General features: G+C 72.0%; 14 protein-coding genes. 3 read left to right on the top strand and 11 right to left on the bottom strand.

Going from position 1 to position 15,596, the window contains the following annotated elements; all coding sequences use genetic code 11:
• Positions 1-69 precede the first annotated feature (69 nt).
• The 7 genes from B073_RS0119825 to rpsD form a co-directional block, all read right to left on the bottom strand.
• Positions 70-906 (bottom strand): shikimate dehydrogenase, encoded by an 837-nt coding sequence (locus B073_RS0119825; protein WP_018539825.1) that lies wholly within the window; start codon positions 904-906, stop codon positions 70-72.
• A 22-nt stretch (positions 907-928) separates the two neighbouring features.
• Positions 929-2,740: an endolytic transglycosylase MltG gene (gene mltG / locus B073_RS0119820; RefSeq protein ID WP_018539824.1), complete on the bottom strand. Its 1,812-nt coding sequence runs from the start codon at positions 2,738-2,740 to the stop codon at positions 929-931.
• Between the two features lie 123 nt (positions 2,741-2,863).
• On the bottom strand, positions 2,864-3,328 hold the full coding sequence (gene ruvX / locus B073_RS0119815) for a Holliday junction resolvase RuvX (protein WP_018539823.1): 465 nt from the start codon (positions 3,326-3,328) through the stop codon (positions 2,864-2,866).
• 14 nt (positions 3,329-3,342) lie between these two features.
• Positions 3,343-6,012, bottom strand: a complete 2,670-nt coding sequence (alaS, locus tag B073_RS0119810; RefSeq protein WP_018539822.1) for an alanine--tRNA ligase — start codon at positions 6,010-6,012, stop codon at positions 3,343-3,345.
• Positions 6,012-6,356 carry a DUF6167 family protein gene (locus tag B073_RS0119805; RefSeq protein WP_018539821.1) on the bottom strand — a complete coding sequence of 115 codons (345 nt, stop codon included), beginning with the start codon at positions 6,354-6,356 and terminating at the stop codon, positions 6,012-6,014. The genes alaS and B073_RS0119805 overlap by 1 nt, the downstream gene beginning before the upstream one ends.
• A gap of 8 nt (positions 6,357-6,364) precedes the next feature.
• Entirely contained in the window at positions 6,365-6,784 is a 420-nt protein-coding gene (locus tag B073_RS0119800) for a DUF948 domain-containing protein (protein WP_018539820.1), read from the bottom strand.
• Positions 6,785-7,140: 356 nt separating this feature from the next.
• The gene (rpsD, locus tag B073_RS0119795) at positions 7,141-7,752 is read right to left on the bottom strand and encodes a 30S ribosomal protein S4 (protein WP_018539819.1); all 612 of its coding nucleotides are present in this window, start codon (positions 7,750-7,752) and stop codon (positions 7,141-7,143) included.
• Positions 7,753-7,934: 182 nt separating this feature from the next.
• Between rpsD and B073_RS0119790 the strand changes: the two genes are divergently transcribed.
• A complete protein-coding gene (locus tag B073_RS0119790) occupies positions 7,935-8,729 on the top strand; it encodes a DUF2470 domain-containing protein (protein ID WP_018539818.1) in 795 nt (264 codons plus the stop codon).
• 23 nt (positions 8,730-8,752) lie between these two features.
• Here the strand turns inward: B073_RS0119790 and B073_RS0119785 are convergent, their stop codons facing one another.
• From B073_RS0119785 to B073_RS0119770, 4 genes are all read right to left on the bottom strand, one after another.
• Complete coding sequence (locus B073_RS0119785) at positions 8,753-10,120, bottom strand: replication-associated recombination protein A (RefSeq protein WP_018539817.1); 1,368 nt, start codon at positions 10,118-10,120, stop codon at positions 8,753-8,755.
• A 112-nt stretch (positions 10,121-10,232) separates the two neighbouring features.
• Complete coding sequence (locus B073_RS0119780) at positions 10,233-10,874, bottom strand: vitamin K epoxide reductase family protein (protein ID WP_018539816.1); 642 nt, start codon at positions 10,872-10,874, stop codon at positions 10,233-10,235.
• A gap of 203 nt (positions 10,875-11,077) precedes the next feature.
• Positions 11,078-12,340, bottom strand: coding sequence for a histidine--tRNA ligase (hisS, locus tag B073_RS0119775; RefSeq protein WP_018539815.1), 1,263 nt, complete (start codon positions 12,338-12,340; stop codon positions 11,078-11,080).
• A 12-nt stretch (positions 12,341-12,352) separates the two neighbouring features.
• Complete coding sequence (locus B073_RS0119770) at positions 12,353-13,069, bottom strand: MBL fold metallo-hydrolase (RefSeq protein WP_018539814.1); 717 nt, start codon at positions 13,067-13,069, stop codon at positions 12,353-12,355.
• 232 nt (positions 13,070-13,301) lie between these two features.
• On the opposite strand from B073_RS0119770, the gene B073_RS0119765 reads away from it, so the two are divergent.
• Entirely contained in the window at positions 13,302-14,117 is an 816-nt protein-coding gene (locus B073_RS0119765) for a peptidylprolyl isomerase (protein WP_018539813.1), read from the top strand.
• 239 nt (positions 14,118-14,356) lie between these two features.
• On the top strand, positions 14,357-15,586 hold the full coding sequence (locus B073_RS0119760) for a DUF349 domain-containing protein (RefSeq protein ID WP_026247542.1): 1,230 nt from the start codon (positions 14,357-14,359) through the stop codon (positions 15,584-15,586).
• Positions 15,587-15,596: the final 10 nt, after the last annotated feature.

The following is a 15,596-nucleotide window of genomic DNA, read 5'->3' as shown; positions in this document are numbered from 1 at the left end:
GGGCCGGCCGCGCGGTGCGGCGTCCAGGGTGCGGACCGAAGGGACCGCCCAGCGGGCGGCCCGGATCGCTCAGCGGGCCGCGAGCGCCGCCTCGCCGGCCCGGCGCATCGCGGCCAGCGGCGCCGGCGCCCGGCCGGTCATCTGCTCGACCTGGAGGACGGCCTGGTGGACCAGGAGGTCCAGGCCGCCGACGACGGCGCCCCCGCGGCCGGCCCAGGCGGCGGCCAGCGCGGTCGGCCAGGGCTCGTAGAGCACGTCGAAGAGGGTGCCGGGGCGGTCGGGGACGGCGGCGGCGAGCGGGTCGGTGCTGCCCGCCGGGGTGGTGGCGACGACCAGCGGCGCCTCGAAGGCCGCGGCCGCCTCGCCCCAGGGGGCGGTGCGCACCGCGACACCGAGCCGTTCGCCCCAGCCGCGCATCTCCTCGGCACGCGCCGCGCTGCGGACGTACGCGGTGACCTCGCCGGTGCAGATCCGGGCGAGCGCGGCCAGCGCGGAGGAGGCGGTGGCGCCGGCGCCGAGGACGGCGGCCCGCTCGACCCGCTCGACGCCGCGTTCGCGCAGCGCGGCGAGCATGCCGGGGATGTCGGTGTTGTCGCCGTGCCGGCGCCCGTCAGCGGTGCAGACGACGGTGTTGACCGCCTCCACCGAGGCCGCGGTGGGGCTGATCTCGTCGAGCAGCGGGATCACCGCGCGCTTGAGCGGCATGGTCAACGACAGCCCGGCCCACTCCGGTCCGAGCTTCGCCATGAAGCCGGGGAGCGCGGCCTCGTCGATCTCGTACCGGCCGTACTCCCAGCCGGTCAGCCCGAGTTCGTCGTAGGCGGCGCGGTGCAGCACCGGCGAGAGGGAGTGCGCGATGGGCGACCCGAGGACCGCCGCCTTCTTGTTTTCAGCGCTGTGGGACACGGGCTGGCCTTCGGTTTCCGTTCTACTTCTGTTCTTGCTGCAGCTTGTTGAATTGCCGGACGAGCTTCATGTGATCGGTGAGATTGGTGGTGAAGGTCGTCGTCTTGTTGTCCAGCGAGATGAAGTAGAGCCACTTCTGGGAATTGTCCGGATCGACGGCCGCCTTCAGTGCCTCCGCGCCGGGATTTCCGATCGGACCGGGCGGCAACCCCTTGTAGAAGTAGGTGTTGTAGGGGTCGTCGTAGCTCCGGATCTCCTTCGTACCGATATTGATCTTGCTCTGCTTCTTGAGGTAGTTGAACGTCGAGTCGAATTCCAACTTCTGGTTCGTGTCCGTGTTGGTCGGGGCCAGCCGGTTGTAGACGACTGCGGCCATCTTGCGGAAGTCGTCGTGCGTCCGGCCCTCGGCCTGGGTGAGGCTGGCGACGGTGAGGAGCTGGAGCGGGGAATCCAGGTGGAATTTCCTGGCGTTCGCCGCGAGATCGTACTGCTGGAATTCCTTCGTGGCCCGCGCGACCATCTGGCGGAGCACGTCCGCGGGTTTGGCGTGGTCGCCGACGCTGTACGTCGACGGGTAGAGGAAGCCCTCCAGCGGGTCCTTGATCTTCGGGGAGTCGTCGGCCCAGGAGGGCAGGCCGAGGTTCTTGGCCTGGGTCTTGGCGACGTCCTTGGTGGTGCCCGCCTTGAGCTTGAGCTTCTTGTCGATCAGCTCGTAGACCCCGTCGGCCCGCAGCCCCTCCCGGACCGTCAGGCCGTTGCGGCTCTTGGGGTCCAGCATCAGGTCGAGGGCGGCCGCCGCCGACATCTGCTTGCGCAGCGTGTACGTCCCGGGCTGGAGGCTGCGCGACTTCTTGTCGTCCGCGGCAGCGGCCTCGGTGAACGCGCCGGCGCTCTTGATCACGCCGTCGCGGGCGAGGATCGCGCCCATCTGGGAGATCGGCACCCCGTCCGGGATCTCCACCTGCACGTCGCCGGTGCCCTCGCCCTCGTAGTCGGGCGCCGATCCGAAGCGGGCCTTGAGGTAGTCGTAGCCGAAGTAGCCGACGCCACCGACCACGCCGACCAGGGCCAGGGTCGCGATCAGGCAGGCGGAGCCGCTGCGCCGCTTGTCCTTCTTGTTCTTCTTGTTGCGGCCCCGGCGCTCGCGGCCGGAAGGCCGGTCGTCCTCGTCGTCGTGGCCGGCGTCCTCGGCGTCCGGGGCGTCGGCGAAGAACGGGTGGTCCCGCTCCGGAGCGGGCGGTTCCGGCTCGTCGGCGTGCTGCGCGGCCCGCCAGTCGTCGCCCGCGGCGGCCGGGTCGTCGTAGGGCGGGGCGGCCTGCGGGTGCTGCTGCGGGCCGGGGCCCTGCGGGTGCGGCGGCTGCCCGTACTGCTGGGCGTGCGGGTCCGCCGCCTGCTCCGGCATCCCGTGCTGCGGGGGCGGCGGCTGGGCGGGCAGCTGCTGGGTCTCCTGGAAGCCGTAGCCGTCCTGGCCGCCGTAGTACTCGTGCCCCGGGTAGTTCTGGCCGGCGGGGTGCGGGGCCGGGTAGTCCTGGTCCGGCTGGTGGTACGGGCCGGGCGGAGGCTGCTGCCCGTAGGGGTCGTACGGGTCGTACGTCGGCCGGCCGCCCGGCTGCTGCGTGCCGTCCCAGCCGCCGTGGCCCGCCGGGTACTGCTGGTGCGGGTGCGGCTGCTGGGGAAGGTGCTGCTGGGGGTACTGCTCCTGGGGATACCCGGTGGGCTGCTGCCCCGCCCACTGCGGCTGCTGCGCCTGGCCTCCGTACGAACCGCGGTCTCCGTAGAGCGGGTCGTCGGGATGCCACGGTTCGGAGCCGTAGCCCCGGCCATACTCGGTCATCGATCCCCTAGAGCCGAGAGGCGGGGCGCTCCATCCGGGCAGCGCCTGACGTACCGTTCCGCCTCTGCTTGCACGCGCGGCTGTTCGAACCGCCACAACGCGCGGAACGTTACCGTACCGCGATCAGTCGACCACTTCGACGGGTTCCCCCGGCGGTTGCCCGGACGTCCGTTCGGTCTCCAGGGCGCTCTGGAGGATGACCACCGCGGCGGCCTGGTCGACCACCGAGCGGCCCTTCTTGCTGCGGACGCCGGAGGCCCGCAGTCCGTGGGTCGCGGTGACCGTCGACATCCGCTCGTCGACCAGCCGGACCCCTACGGGGGCGATGTTCCCGGCCAGTTCCCGGGCGAAGGCACGGACCTTGGCCGCGGCCGGCCCCTCTCCCCCGCTGAGGGAACGGGGCAGGCCGACCACGACCTCCAGCGGCTCGTACTCCTCGACGATCGCCTTCAGCCGCCGGTGCGCCGCCGGGACGTCCCGGCCCGGCACGGTCTCGACGGGGGTGGCGAGGACCCCGTCGGGGTCGCACGAGGCGACCCCGATCCGGGCGTCCCCGACATCCACGGCGATACGGCGGCCGCGTCGCATCTCGCTCACGTCCGTCAGGCCGCCTCGGACACCAGGCGCCGGACAGCCTCGACGGCCTCGGGCACCGCGGCGGCGTTCTGCCCGCCGCCCTGGGCGACGTCCGGCTTGCCGCCGCCACCGCCGCCGAGCGTCTTGGCCGCGGTGCGGACCAGGTCGCCGGCCTTGATGCCGCGCTCGCGGGCGGCCTCGTTGGTGGCGATGACCGTCAGCGGGCGGCCGTTGGCGACGGTGAAGAGGGCCACCACGACGGGGCGGTCGCCCTGGATCCGGCCGCGCACGTCGAGGACGAGCTTGCGCAGGTCGTCGGCGGAGGTACCGTCCTGGACCGGGGCGGCGACCAGGGCCACCCCGCGGACGTCCTGGGCGCCCTCGGCCAGCCCGGCCGCGGCCTGCAGCACCTTCTCGGCGCGGAACTTCTCGATCTCCTTCTCGGCGTCCTTCAGCTTGGCCAGGACACCGGAGATCTTCTCCGGCAGCTCCTCCGGGCGGCCCTTGACCAGCTCGGTGAGCTGCGAGACGACGGTGTGCTCACGGGCCAGGAACCGGTAGGCGTCCACACCGACCAGGGCCTCGACCCGGCGCACGCCGGAGCCGATGGAGGACTCGCCGAGCAGCTTCACCAGGCCCAGCTGGGCGGTGTTGTGGACGTGCGTACCGCCGCACAGCTCCTTGGAGAAGTCGCCGATGGTGACCACGCGGACCCGCTCGCCGTACTTCTCGCCGAACTCGGCGATGGCGCCCTGCTTCTTGGCCTCGTCCATGCTCATGACCTCGGCGTGCACGTCGAGTTCGCGGGCGAGGACGTCGTTGATCTTCTGCTCGACGTCGGTGAGGACCGAGCCGGGCACGGCGGTCGGCGAACCGAAGTCGAAGCGGAAGCGGCCCGGGGAGTTCTCCGAGCCGGCCTGGGCGGCCGTCGGGCCCAGGGCGTCGCGCAGCGCCTGGTGGGTGAGGTGGGTGGCGCTGTGCGCGCGGGCGATGGCCCGGCGGCGCTGGACGTCGATGACGGCGTACCCGGCGGCGCCGAGCACCACCTCGCCGACCTGCACCGCGCCCTTGTGGACGAGGACGCCGGGGACCGGCTGCTGGACGTCGCGCACCTCGACGACGGCGCCGTTGTCCAGCTTGATGCGGCCGGTGTCGGCGAGCTGGCCGCCGCCCTCGGCGTAGAACGGCGTGCGGTCCAGCACGACCTCGACCTCGTCGCCCTCGTGGGCGGCCGGGGCCGAGGCGCCGTTGACCACCAGGCCGACGACGGTGGACTCGCCCTCGGTGTCGGTGTAGCCGGTGAAGACCGAGGCGCCGGCGGTGTCGGCGATCTCGCGGTAGGCCGACATGTCGGCGTGGCCGTGCTTCTTGGCCTGGGCGTCGGCCTTGGCGCGCTCCCGCTGCTCCTTCATCAGGCGGCGGAAGCCGTCCTCGTCCACCGAGAGGCCCTGCTCGGCGGCCATTTCGAGGGTGAGGTCGATCGGGAAGCCCCAGGTGTCGTGGAGCAGGAACGCCTTGTCGCCGGGGAGGACCGTGCCGCCGCCGGCCTTGGTCTCGGTGACGGCGGTGTCGAGGATGTTGGTGCCGGCCTTGAGGGTCTTGAGGAAGGCGGCCTCCTCGGCGAGGGCGACCGTCTCGATCCGCTTGCGGTCCTCCAGCAGCTCCGGGTACTGCTGGCCCATCGTGCGGATGACCACATCGAGCAGCTCGCCGACGACCGGGCCGGTGGCGCCCAGCAGCCGCATGTTGCGGATGGCGCGGCGCATGATGCGGCGCAGGACGTAGCCGCGGCCCTCGTTGCCGGGGGTGACGCCGTCGCCGATGAGCATGGTGGAGGTGCGCATGTGGTCGGCGACCACGCGCAGCGAGACGTCGGAGTCGTCGGCGGCGCCGTAGCGGACGCCGGTGAGCTCGCCTGCCTTGTCGATCACGACGCGCAGGGTGTCGGTCTCGTACATGTTGCGGACGCCCTGGAGGATCATCGCGAGGCGTTCCAGGCCGAGGCCGGTGTCGATGTTCTTCGACGGCAGCTCGCCGAGGATCTCGAAGTCCTCCTTGCCGGTGCCCGCGCCGCGCTCGTACTGCATGAAGACCAGGTTCCAGATCTCCACGTAGCGCTCGTCGTTGACGGCCGGGCCGCCCTCGACGCCGAACTCGGGGCCACGGTCGTAGTTGATCTCCGAGCACGGGCCGCAGGGGCCCGGGACGCCCATGGACCAGTAGTTCTCCTTCTTGCCCAGGCGCTGGATGCGCTCCTTGGGCACGCCGACGACCTCGTGCCAGATGCGCTCGGCCTCGTCGTCGTCGAGGTAGACGGTGATCCAGAGCTTCTCGGGCTCCAGGCCGTAGCCGCCCTCCGCCACGGGAGACGTCAGCAGCTCCCAGGCGTACTTGATGGCGCCTTCCTTGAAGTAGTCGCCGAAGGAGAAGTTGCCGCACATCTGGAAGAACGTGCCGTGCCGGGTGGTCTTGCCGACCTCTTCGATGTCCGGCGTGCGGACGCACTTCTGGACGCTGGTGGCGGTCTTGAAGGGGGGCTTGACCTCGCCGAGGAAGTACGGCTTGAAGGGGACCATGCCCGCCGGGACCAGGAGCAGCGTCGGGTCGTCCGCGATGAGCGACGCCGACGGCACGACGGTGTGCCCGCGCTCTTCGAAGAAGCGCAGCCAGCGGCGGCGGATTTCAGCCGACTCCATCAGTGGTCCTCATTTCCGGTCGGTCCGGTCAGTCCGGGGGTTCTCGTGGTTCGGTGGGACGTCTGCTGCACCTGCTGCACCGCACGGCGCGGCGCGGGCAGCTCACGCACCTCGGCGGGCTCCGCGAGCCCGAGCGCGTCGTGCAGTTGCTCTTCACGGTCCGACATTCCGGCCCGTACGTCCAATGCAAATTGGCGCAGCCGGTGTCCGGTCTCGACGGCCTTGTCCGCGGCCTGGGCGGCGAGGCTGTCGGGCTGCAGCTTGCGCAGCTTGCGGTGGACCTTGTTGGTGGCCCACACCCCGGCGGCGGCGCCGGTGGTGAACCAGAATGCGCGGCGGAACATCGCGGTGATCAGTCCTTGGAGCGACGGGAGCGGCGCCCGCCGCGGCGGGCGCCGGGCAGGGTGCGGCCGACGATGACGGTGCGGTCCGGCTCGGGCAGGCCCTTCTTGCCGATCGCGCGGCGCACGCCGTAGCCGAACGCCGCGACCTTGACCAGCGGCCCGCCGAAGGCGGAGGAGACGGTCGAGGAGAGCGCGGAGGCGTTGGCGGTGACCTCTTGGACGTCGGCGGCGATGGCGTCGACGCGGGCGAGTTGGCTGTGCGCGGAGCGGACGGTCTCGGAGGCGTCGGCGAGGAGCGGCACGGCCTGCTCGGTCACCTCGGTCACCATCTTGGTGGTCGCCTTGAGGGTCTGCGCGAGCCTCACCAGTACGAGGGCGAGGAACGACACGAGGATCGCCCAGAAGACGGCCACGAGGATCCCGGCCACCTCTCCACCGGACACGCTGGCACCACTCTCCGACTGGTCTGCTCTGGTCTGGTCTCGTCCTGCTCGAACGGCAACCTTGACCTTATCGCGCCGTGACTGTCCGTCCGTACCGCGTTGCCGTTCCGTCCCGCGGCACCGCAGGGGCCGGTTCCACGGTCCGTGGCGGCGCGCATGCGCTCCGTGGGGCGGGCGGGGTCGCCGACGTGGGAACTCGGCGCCGCCGTCCGGCAGTTGACCGCCGGCCCGACGGCCGGCCGGGAGCCAGGGATTTCCGCCCGGAAACGCGCCGGCCCGCCGCCTCCCCGTCCGCGAACGGAGGGGAGTCGGCGGGCTGAGCGGTGCGCCGGCCCGGTGGATCAGCGGGCGTAGTACTCGACGACGAGCTGCTCGTCGCAGATCACCGGGATCTCCTTGCGGTTGGGGTCCCGGTCCAGGCGGAACGCCAGGGCCTGGAGGTTGACCTCCAGGTAGCGCGGGGTCTCGCCGTCGGGGGCGTAGCCGCCCTCGCGGGCCACCTGGAAGGGGTGCTTGTCGCGGCTGCGCTCGCGGACCATCACCACGTCGCCGGGGCGGACGCGGAAGGACGGCTTGTCGACCTTGCGGTCGTTCACCGAGATGTGGCCGTGGACCACCATCTGGCGGGCCTGGTAGATCGTCCGGGCCAGGCCCGAACGCAGGACGAGCGCGTCCAGACGGCGCTCAAGCTCGACGATCAGGGCCTCGCCCGTCTTGCCTTCGACCTTCCGAGCGCGGTCGTAGGCGCGGACCATCTGGCGCTCGCTGATGTCGTACTGAGCGCGCAGACGCTGCTTCTCCAGCAGCCGGACCTTGTAGTCGCTGTTCTGCTTGCGGCCACGGCCGTGCTCGCCGGGCGGGTAGGGACGGGCCTCGAAGTACTTGACGGCCTTCGGCGTCAGCGCGATGCCGAGCGCACGGGACTTCTTGACCTTGGGACGCGACTGGTTCACGTGGAACGTTCCTCCATGTAAGTTAGGTGAGGCTTACCTTAGCGCGAGGAGAACGCATGTTTCGACCTGGGATCCCCCTGCCCGGCGCGAACCGCACCGGGACGGGTCAGCCGCGTCCCGTGGAAGACGCCCAGCGGCCCTCGGCGGCTGAGCGCGTACGAACTCTCGTCGAATCCCATGGTATGGCGTCGCTGGACATCCCCGGAGTCGAGGATCCGGACGAGACCGGCCTCTCGGCTCCCGTCTGCCGGACCGTGACTCCCGAAGGAGACGTGCTGCTCCTGGTTCCTGGGGACTCAGCGGCCGCCCGGGCCGCCGCACACGCCCAGGACGACGACCTGCCCGCCGTGATGGAGATCACGGATGTGGCACCGGTCGCGGTGCCCCACCGCATCCGCGGCCGCGCCTGGGTCGCCGGCTGGCTCACCCCCGTACGCAACGAGCAGCGGGCCCGGGCCGCGATGCTGCTCGCCGAGCGGCATCCGGTCGGCGAGCTGCTGGGCATCAGTGAGGCACTGGCACCGGACCCCGTGCCGGGCCAGTACGGGCGGCCCGCCTGGATGCTGCTGCGCCTGGAGGTCGGCGAGGGCGCCGTGGACGACCTGTGGGGCGCGGAGTCCTTCGAACCGGAGGAGTTCGCCGCCGCGGCGCCCGACCCGCTGGTCTCCCACGAGGCGGAGCTGCTCCAGCACCTGCACGCCGCCCACTCCGCGCAGGTCCGGGGGCTGTGCGCGCTGCTCGGCGAGCGCGGCGACGAGGTCTGCGGGCTGCGCGACCAGGCCGTGCCGGTGGGCCTGGACCGCTTCGGGCTGCGGGTCCGCTTCGTCCGGGGAACCGGGGAACGGCCCCAGGGGGACGGCGGGACGGACGGCGTGCGGCGGACCTTCGACGCCCGCTTCGACTTCCCCGAGCCCGTCCGGGACGTCGCCGAGCTGCGCCGGGCGATGCACGTCCTCTTCGAGGCCGCGGCCGACTGAACCGGCCGCGGCGCCCGGCCCCGTCAGTCTCCGCTCTCGCCGCTCTCGCCGCGCAGCCGGGCCCGGACCCGCTCGGCGACCTCGGCGTAGCGCGCCTCGGCGCCGTGCCGGGTGGGGGTGTAGTAGCGCGTGCCGTGCACCGCGTCGGGGGCGTACTGCTGGGCCGCGATGCCGCCCGGCAGGTCGTGCGGGTACTGGTAGCCCTTGCCGTGGCCCAGCTTCTGGGCGCCCTGGTAGTGACTGTCGCGCAGATGCGGGGGCACCGGCCCGGCCTTGCCGGCGCGGACGTCCGCCAGCGCGGCGTCTATCGCCAGATACGCGGCGTTCGACTTCGGGGCGAGGGCGAGCGCGATGGTGGCCTGGCTCAGCGTGATCCGGGCCTCGGGGAAGCCGATCAGCGCCACCGCCTGGGCGGCCGCCACCGCCGTCTGCAGCGCCGACGGATCGGCCAGGCCGATGTCCTCGCTCGCCGAGATCATCAGCCGGCGGGCGATGAACCGGGGGTCCTCCCCGGCCTCGATCATCCGCGCCAGATAGTGCAGCGCGGCATCCACGTCGGAACCGCGGATGGACTTGATCAGCGCGCTGGCGACGTCGTAGTGCTGGTCGCCGGCCCGGTCGTACTTCACCGCCGCGCGGTCGACCGCCTCCTCCAGCGTCCGCAGGGTGATCTCCTGCTCCCCCTTGGCCAGCGCGGAGCCGGCGCCGGCCTCCAGGGCCGTCAGCGCCCGCCGGGCGTCGCCGCCCGCGATCCGCAGCAGATGGGACTCGGTGTCCTCAGGGAGGACGACCGCCCCGCCCAGGCCCCGCTCGTCGGTCAGCGCCCGGCGCAGCAGGCCGCGCAGGTCGTCGTCGGTGAGCGGTTCGAGCGTCAGCAGCAGGGAGCGGGAGAGCAGCGGGGAGATCACCGAGAAGTACGGGTTCTCGGTGGTGGCGGCGATCAGCGTGACCCAGCGGTTCTCCACCGCGGGCAGCAGGGAGTCCTGCTGGGCCTTGCTGAAGCGGTGGATCTCGTCGAGGAAGAGGACGGTCTCCTTGCCGTAGCCGCCCGAGGCGCGGCGGGCGCCGTCGATGACCGCGCGGACCTCCTTGACGCCGGCGGTGATCGCGGAGAGCTCGACGAAGCGCTTGTTGGTCGCCTGGCTGACGACGTACGCCAGGGTCGTCTTGCCGATGCCGGGCGGACCCCACAGGAAGACCGACGACGGCCCCGCCGGTCCTCCGGCGCCCTCGCCGACCAGCCGCCGCAGCGGCGAGCCGGGCTTGAGCAGGTGCTGCTGGCCGACGACTTCGTCGAGGGTGCGGGGGCGCATGCGTACGGCGAGAGGGGACCCGGCGGGGTCCTTCTCCTGACGGGCTTCCGCGGCGGCGGTGAACAGGTCGGGCTCCACGTCTACGGAGCCTATGCCACCCCACTGACAACGCCCCGGCCGCCGAGGTCGGCGGGCCGGGGCGGGGACGGATTCCGGACGGTTCCGGGCCGCTCCAGGACGGCTCCGGGGCTCAGAGCAGGCTGCTCCAGTACGACCACCAGCGGGTCAGGATCAGCAGCCCGATCACGCCGTACCAGAGCACCGGGACGACCCAGTGGAACTCCAGTACCGCGTTGCGCAGCGCCCGGGGCGCCGGGATGAGGCCGTGCTTGAGGTTGTGCACGGTGGTGTACCAGAACATCAGGATCACGGCGCACCAGGTCAGCGTGCACCACAGGCACAGCGCGTTGATGCTGTACAGCGTCTGGGTCATCAGCCACATGCAGAAGACCGCGGCGAGGCCGGTGCCGGCGTTCAGCCCGAGCCAGTACCAGCGGCGGAAACGGGCCCCCGCCAGCAGGGCCATGCCGATCGTGATGATCAGGCCGAAGCCGACCAGGCCCATCATCGGGTTCGGGAAGCCGAAGACCGCCGCCTGCTTGCTCTGCATGACGCTGCCGCAGGAGATGATCGGGTTGAAGCTGCACGCCGGCTTGAAGTTCGGGTCCTTCAGCAGCGCGAACTCGTCGAGGGTGATGACCCAGGAGGCCAGTCCGCCGAGTGCGCCGGTGATCACCAGGAGCAGGGCGAGGGCGCGACCGGAGCCGGTGGGCTGCGCGGCGCTCGCGCGGTCGTCGTCGGTGGACACGTCGTCAAGCGCTGTCGTCGTCATATGGCCGTTCCGTCGGTCCCGTGGGAGGTGTCGGTCGGCCGGCGGAACCGGCCGCGTCCTTCATTGTGCCGCACCTGCCTGTGCACCCGGGGTGCTCCGCACCGATCCGGGGTCATGCCCCGCCCGGCCGTTGACGCGGCCGTTGACACAAGGGCCCGGACGGCACACCGCCGTCCGGGCCCTCGGGGTCTGCCGCGTCCGGCTCAGGCCAGCGCCCGCCGGACCTCCTCGACCACCGCGTCCAGCGCGACCGGGGTCTGCTCGCCGCTCACCAGGTCCTTGAGCTGGACCACGCCCTCGGCCAGATCCCGCTCGCCGGCCACCAGGGCCAGCCGCGCACCGGAGCGGTTGGCGGACTTCATGGCGTTCTTCAGGCCCTTGCCGCCGTAGGCGAAGTCCGTGGCGACGCCGGCCAGGCGCAGCTCGGTGACCTTGCCGAACAGCACCCGGCGGGCCTCCTCGCCGAGCGGGACGGCGTAGACGGAGGTGGCGGCCGGAATGTCGAGGGTGACGCCCTCGGCCTCCAGGGCCAGCACCGTGCGGTCCACGCCCAGCGCCCAGCCGACGGACGGCAGCGCGGGGCCGCCGATCATCTCCGACAGGCCGTCGTAACGGCCGCCGCCGCCCACCGCGGACTGCGAGCCCAGGCCGTCGTGGACGAACTCGAAGGTGGTGCGCGTGTAGTAGTCCAGGCCGCGGACCAGCTTCGGGTCGTCCTCGAAAGCCACACCCGCCGCGGTCAGCAGCTCGCGGACCTGCTCGTGGTAGGTCTTGCACGCCTCGCAGAGGTAGTCGCGCAGCATCGGCGCGCCGATCAGCTGCTCCTGGACGGCCTCGCGCTTGTCGTCCAGCACCCGCAGCGGGTTGATCTCGATCCGGCGGCGGGTGTCCTCGTCCAGCTGGAGCCCGTGCAGGAACTCCTGGAGCGCGGCACGGTAGACGGGACGGCACTCCTTGTCGCCGAGCGAGTTCAGCAGGATGCGGAAGTCGCGCAGGCCCAGCGAGCGGTACGCCTGGTGGGCCAGGATGATCAGCTCGGCGTCCAGCGCCGGGTCCTCGGCGCCGATCGCCTCGGCACCGACCTGCGAGAAGTGCCGGTAACGGCCCTTCTGCGGGCGCTCGTAGCGGTAGTACGAGCCGGAGTACCAGAGCTTGACGGGGAGGTTGCCGCCCTTGTGGAGGTTGGCCTCCAGCGCGGCGCGCAGTACGGAGGCGGTGCCCTCGGGGCGCAGCGCGAGCTTGTCGCCGCCCTTGGTCTCGAAGGCGTACATCTCCTTGGTGACGATGTCGGTGGACTCACCGACACCGCGGGCGAACAGCTCGACGTTCTCGAAGCCGGGCGTCTCGACGTAGCCGTAGCCGGAGTTCCTCAGCGGTGCGGCGATCGCCTCGCGCACCGCGAGATACGTCGCGGAGTTCGGCGGGATCAGGTCGTAGGTGCCCTTGGGTGCCTGAAAGGTGCTCACGGAAGGTTCTCGTCACAATCCTCGTCGCGGAGCGGCGGTACGGGTGCCGTCTCCGAGGCCGGCGGCCACCTGCCGGAGGAAGGGGTTGGTGGCGCGTTCGCGGCCGATGGTGGTCTGGGGGCCGTGGCCGGACAGGACGACGGTGGAGTCCTCCAGCGGCAGGCACACGCGTGCCAGCGACCGGAGGATCTCGGCGTGGTCGCCGCCCGGCAGGTCGGTGCGTCCGATGGAGCCGGCGAACAGCAGGTCGCCCGAGAAGAAGACCGGCGGAACGTCGGCCTGCTCGGGCATCCGGAAGGTCACCGACCCCTTGGTATGGCCCGGGGCGTGGGCGACCGAGAACTCCAGCCCGGCCAGCTCCAGGACGCTGCCGTCGGCCAGGTCCTTGACGTCGTCCGGCTCGCCCACCGTCAGCTCGCCCATGAGCGGCTGACCGATGGAGCGGCCGAGGGCCTTCTCCGGGTCGCTCATCATGTAGCGGTCCTCGGGGTGGATCCAGGCGGGGACGTCGTGCGCACCGCACACCGGGACGACGGACGCCACGTGGTCGATGTGGCCGTGGGTGAGGATCACCGCGACGGGCTTGAGCCGATGCTTCCTGAGCGCGTCCTCGACTCCCGGGGCCGCCTGGTGGCCCGGGTCGATGATCACGCACTCCTCGCCGGCGGCGGGGGCGACCAGATAGCAGTTGGTGCCCCAGGCCCCGGCGGGGAACCCGGCAATCAGCACGTTCGTCCTTAAAGATCGGCGGGGGCGGCCCGCGGGGCCGCGCCCGGAACATCTCGGCAGCTCCAGAGCCTACCGGCGGGACTCCCGGCAGGGCGAACCCGTATACGGTACGGCCACGGCAGGGCCCTGTCACCGGACGCCGGCCGCCCGCCCGGAGGACCGGCGGCGGACGGGAGTTGCGGCGGCGGGGCCCGACGGCAGCGATCGACGCTCAAGGACAAGGAGGCGACCGGTGGCCAGCAAGGACCGGCGGCGGCGCGAGCTCGCCCGGGAGAAGTACGCGCGCCAGCAGCAGCGGCGGACCGAGTCCACGCGGCGGGCCAAGCGCCGCAACGTGATCGTCGCGGGCGTGGTGGCCGTCGCCCTGGCCGCGGGCGCCACCGCCTACGCCTCGGTCACGCTCCTCGGCGGCGGGCAGGACCGCACCGACGCCGCGGCCTCGCCGGCCGACCCGTGCGCCCGCCCCGCCAAGGGCGCACCGTCGACGAAGACCTGGCCGAAGGAGCCGGCGATGGCGATCGACACCTCGGCGTCGTACACCGCCCGGCTGGCCACCACCTGCGGGCGGATCACGTTCACCATGGACGCGGCCAAGGCGCCGCACACCGTCAACTCCTTCGCCTTCCTGGCGGGCCAGGGCTACTTCGACCACAGCCGCTGCCACCGCCTGGTCGACCAGCACATCTACGTTCTGCAGTGCGGCGACCCGAAGGGCACCGGCGAGGGCACGCCCGGCTACACCCTCCCCGACGAGAACCTCAAGGACCCCCGGCTCAAGGGCGATGTGTACCCGGCGGGCACGGTCGCGATGGCCAACCGCTACGACGGCAAGGACCCCAAGACCCGTAACTCCGGCGGCAGTCAGTTCTTCCTCGTCTACCAGGACAGCCAGCTGCCCCCGAACTACACGCCGTTCGGCCGGATCACCGGCGGGACGGACGTGCTGAAGAAGATCGCCGAGGCCGGTTCGCACCCCGAACCGGAGACCGGCAACACCGCTCCCAACGCCACCGTCGTCATCAACGGGGCAACGGTCGGGAAATCCTGATCGGCGGTGGCCGGGAGGGGGCGCATTCGGTCGTCCTCGCTGCAATTTCGGTCGTGCTGGATGCGGACAGCCGACCGCCGGTCGCCTAGATTGGCGTTGTGTAGGGTGCCTGCTCCGACGGCCTGCCACCCGCACCGCAAGTCAGCCCGTCGGACCGGCCGGGCGCTGCCCGCCGGACAGAAACTGTGGACGATGCCGGGGGCCGCGGGCCCGGGCCGGCATCATGTGGAGGAGGCGCTGTGAGCAGCGACCCATGGGGCCGCGTCGATGAGACGGGGACCGTGTACGTGCGTACCGCCGACGGCGAGCAGGTCGTCGGATCGTGGCAGGCGGGCACTCCCGAAGAGGCCCTCGCCTACTTCGAGCGCAAGTATGAGGGCCTGGTCGTCGAGATCGACCTCCTGGAACGGCGGATCAGGACCACCGACCTCTCGGCGAAGGACGCCCAGACCGCCATCGACCACCTGCGCCGGCAGGTCGACGAGCACCACGCGGTGGGCGATCTGGAGGCGCTGGGCAAGCGGCTGGACACGCTGGTCGGCGTGGTCGAGTCGCGGCGCGAGGAGCGCCGGGCGGCCAAGGCCCGGCAGACCGACGAGGCCCGGCAGGCCAAGGAGAAGCTGGTCGCCGAGGCCGAGGAGCTGGCGGGCAGCGAGCAGTGGCGGGCGGCCGGCGAGCGGCTGCGGTCGCTGGTGGACACCTGGAAGGGCCTGCCGCGGCTGGACCGCAAGACCGACGACGAGCTGTGGCACCGCTTCTCGCACGCCCGGTCGGCGTTCTCCAAGCGCCGCAAGGCGCACTTCGCCTCGCTGGACGCGCAGCGCGAGGAGTCCCGCAAGGCCAAGGAGAAGCTGGTCGCCGAGGCCGAGTCGCTGTCCGGCTCCACGGACTGGGGGACCACCGCCGCCCGCTACCGCGAGCTGATGCAGGAGTGGAAGGCCGCCGGCCGCGCCCAGCGCGAGCACGAGGACGACCTGTGGAACCGCTTCCGCGGCGCCCAGGACGTCTTCTTCCAGGCGCGCGGCGAGGTCTTCGCGGAGCGCGACGCCGAGCAGCGGGAGAACCTCACCCGCAAGGAGGAGCTGGCCGCCGAGGCGGAGAAGCTGCTCCCGGTCACCGACCTGAAGGCGGCCCGGGCCGCGTTCCGGGGGATCAACGAGCGGTGGGAGGCCATCGGCCATGTGCCGCGGGACGCCCGCCCCAAGATCGAGGGCCGGATGCACGCCGTCGAGCGGGCCATCCAGGACGCCGAGGAGGCCGAGTGGCGGCGGACCAACCCCGAGGCGCGGGCGCGCGCCGCGGGGCTGACCGGTCAGCTCCAGGACGCCGTCGACAAGCTCCAGAAGCAGATCGACCAGGCCCGGGCGGCCGGCAACACCGCCAAGGCCGACAAGCTCGGCCGTGAGCTGGAGGGCCGCAAGGCGCTGCTGGACCAGGCGCTCAAGGGCCTTGAGGAGTTCGGGGGTTGATCTTGCGGCA

This window comes from Streptomyces sp. MspMP-M5 (genome assembly GCF_000373585.1).
Lineage (GTDB): Bacteria > Actinomycetota > Actinomycetes > Streptomycetales > Streptomycetaceae > Streptomyces.
Note: the sequence above shows the minus strand (reverse complement) of the source record. Positions and strands in the feature narration are given on the sequence as shown.

Excerpts from the sequence above, each read along its gene's own strand:
- mltG (WP_018539824.1), bottom strand. The coding sequence starts at position 2,740 with ATGACCGAGTATGGCCGGGGCTACGGCTCCGAACCGTGGCATCCCGAC.
- ruvX (WP_018539823.1), bottom strand. The coding sequence starts at position 3,328 with ATGCGACGCGGCCGCCGTATCGCCGTGGATGTCGGGGACGCCCGGATC.
- alaS (WP_018539822.1), bottom strand. The coding sequence starts at position 6,012 with ATGGAGTCGGCTGAAATCCGCCGCCGCTGGCTGCGCTTCTTCGAAGAG.
- B073_RS0119805 (WP_018539821.1), bottom strand. The coding sequence starts at position 6,356 with ATGTTCCGCCGCGCATTCTGGTTCACCACCGGCGCCGCCGCCGGGGTG.
- B073_RS0119790 (WP_018539818.1), top strand. The coding sequence starts at position 7,935 with ATGGCGTCGCTGGACATCCCCGGAGTCGAGGATCCGGACGAGACCGGC.
- B073_RS0119780 (WP_018539816.1), bottom strand. The coding sequence starts at position 10,874 with ATGACGACGACAGCGCTTGACGACGTGTCCACCGACGACGACCGCGCG.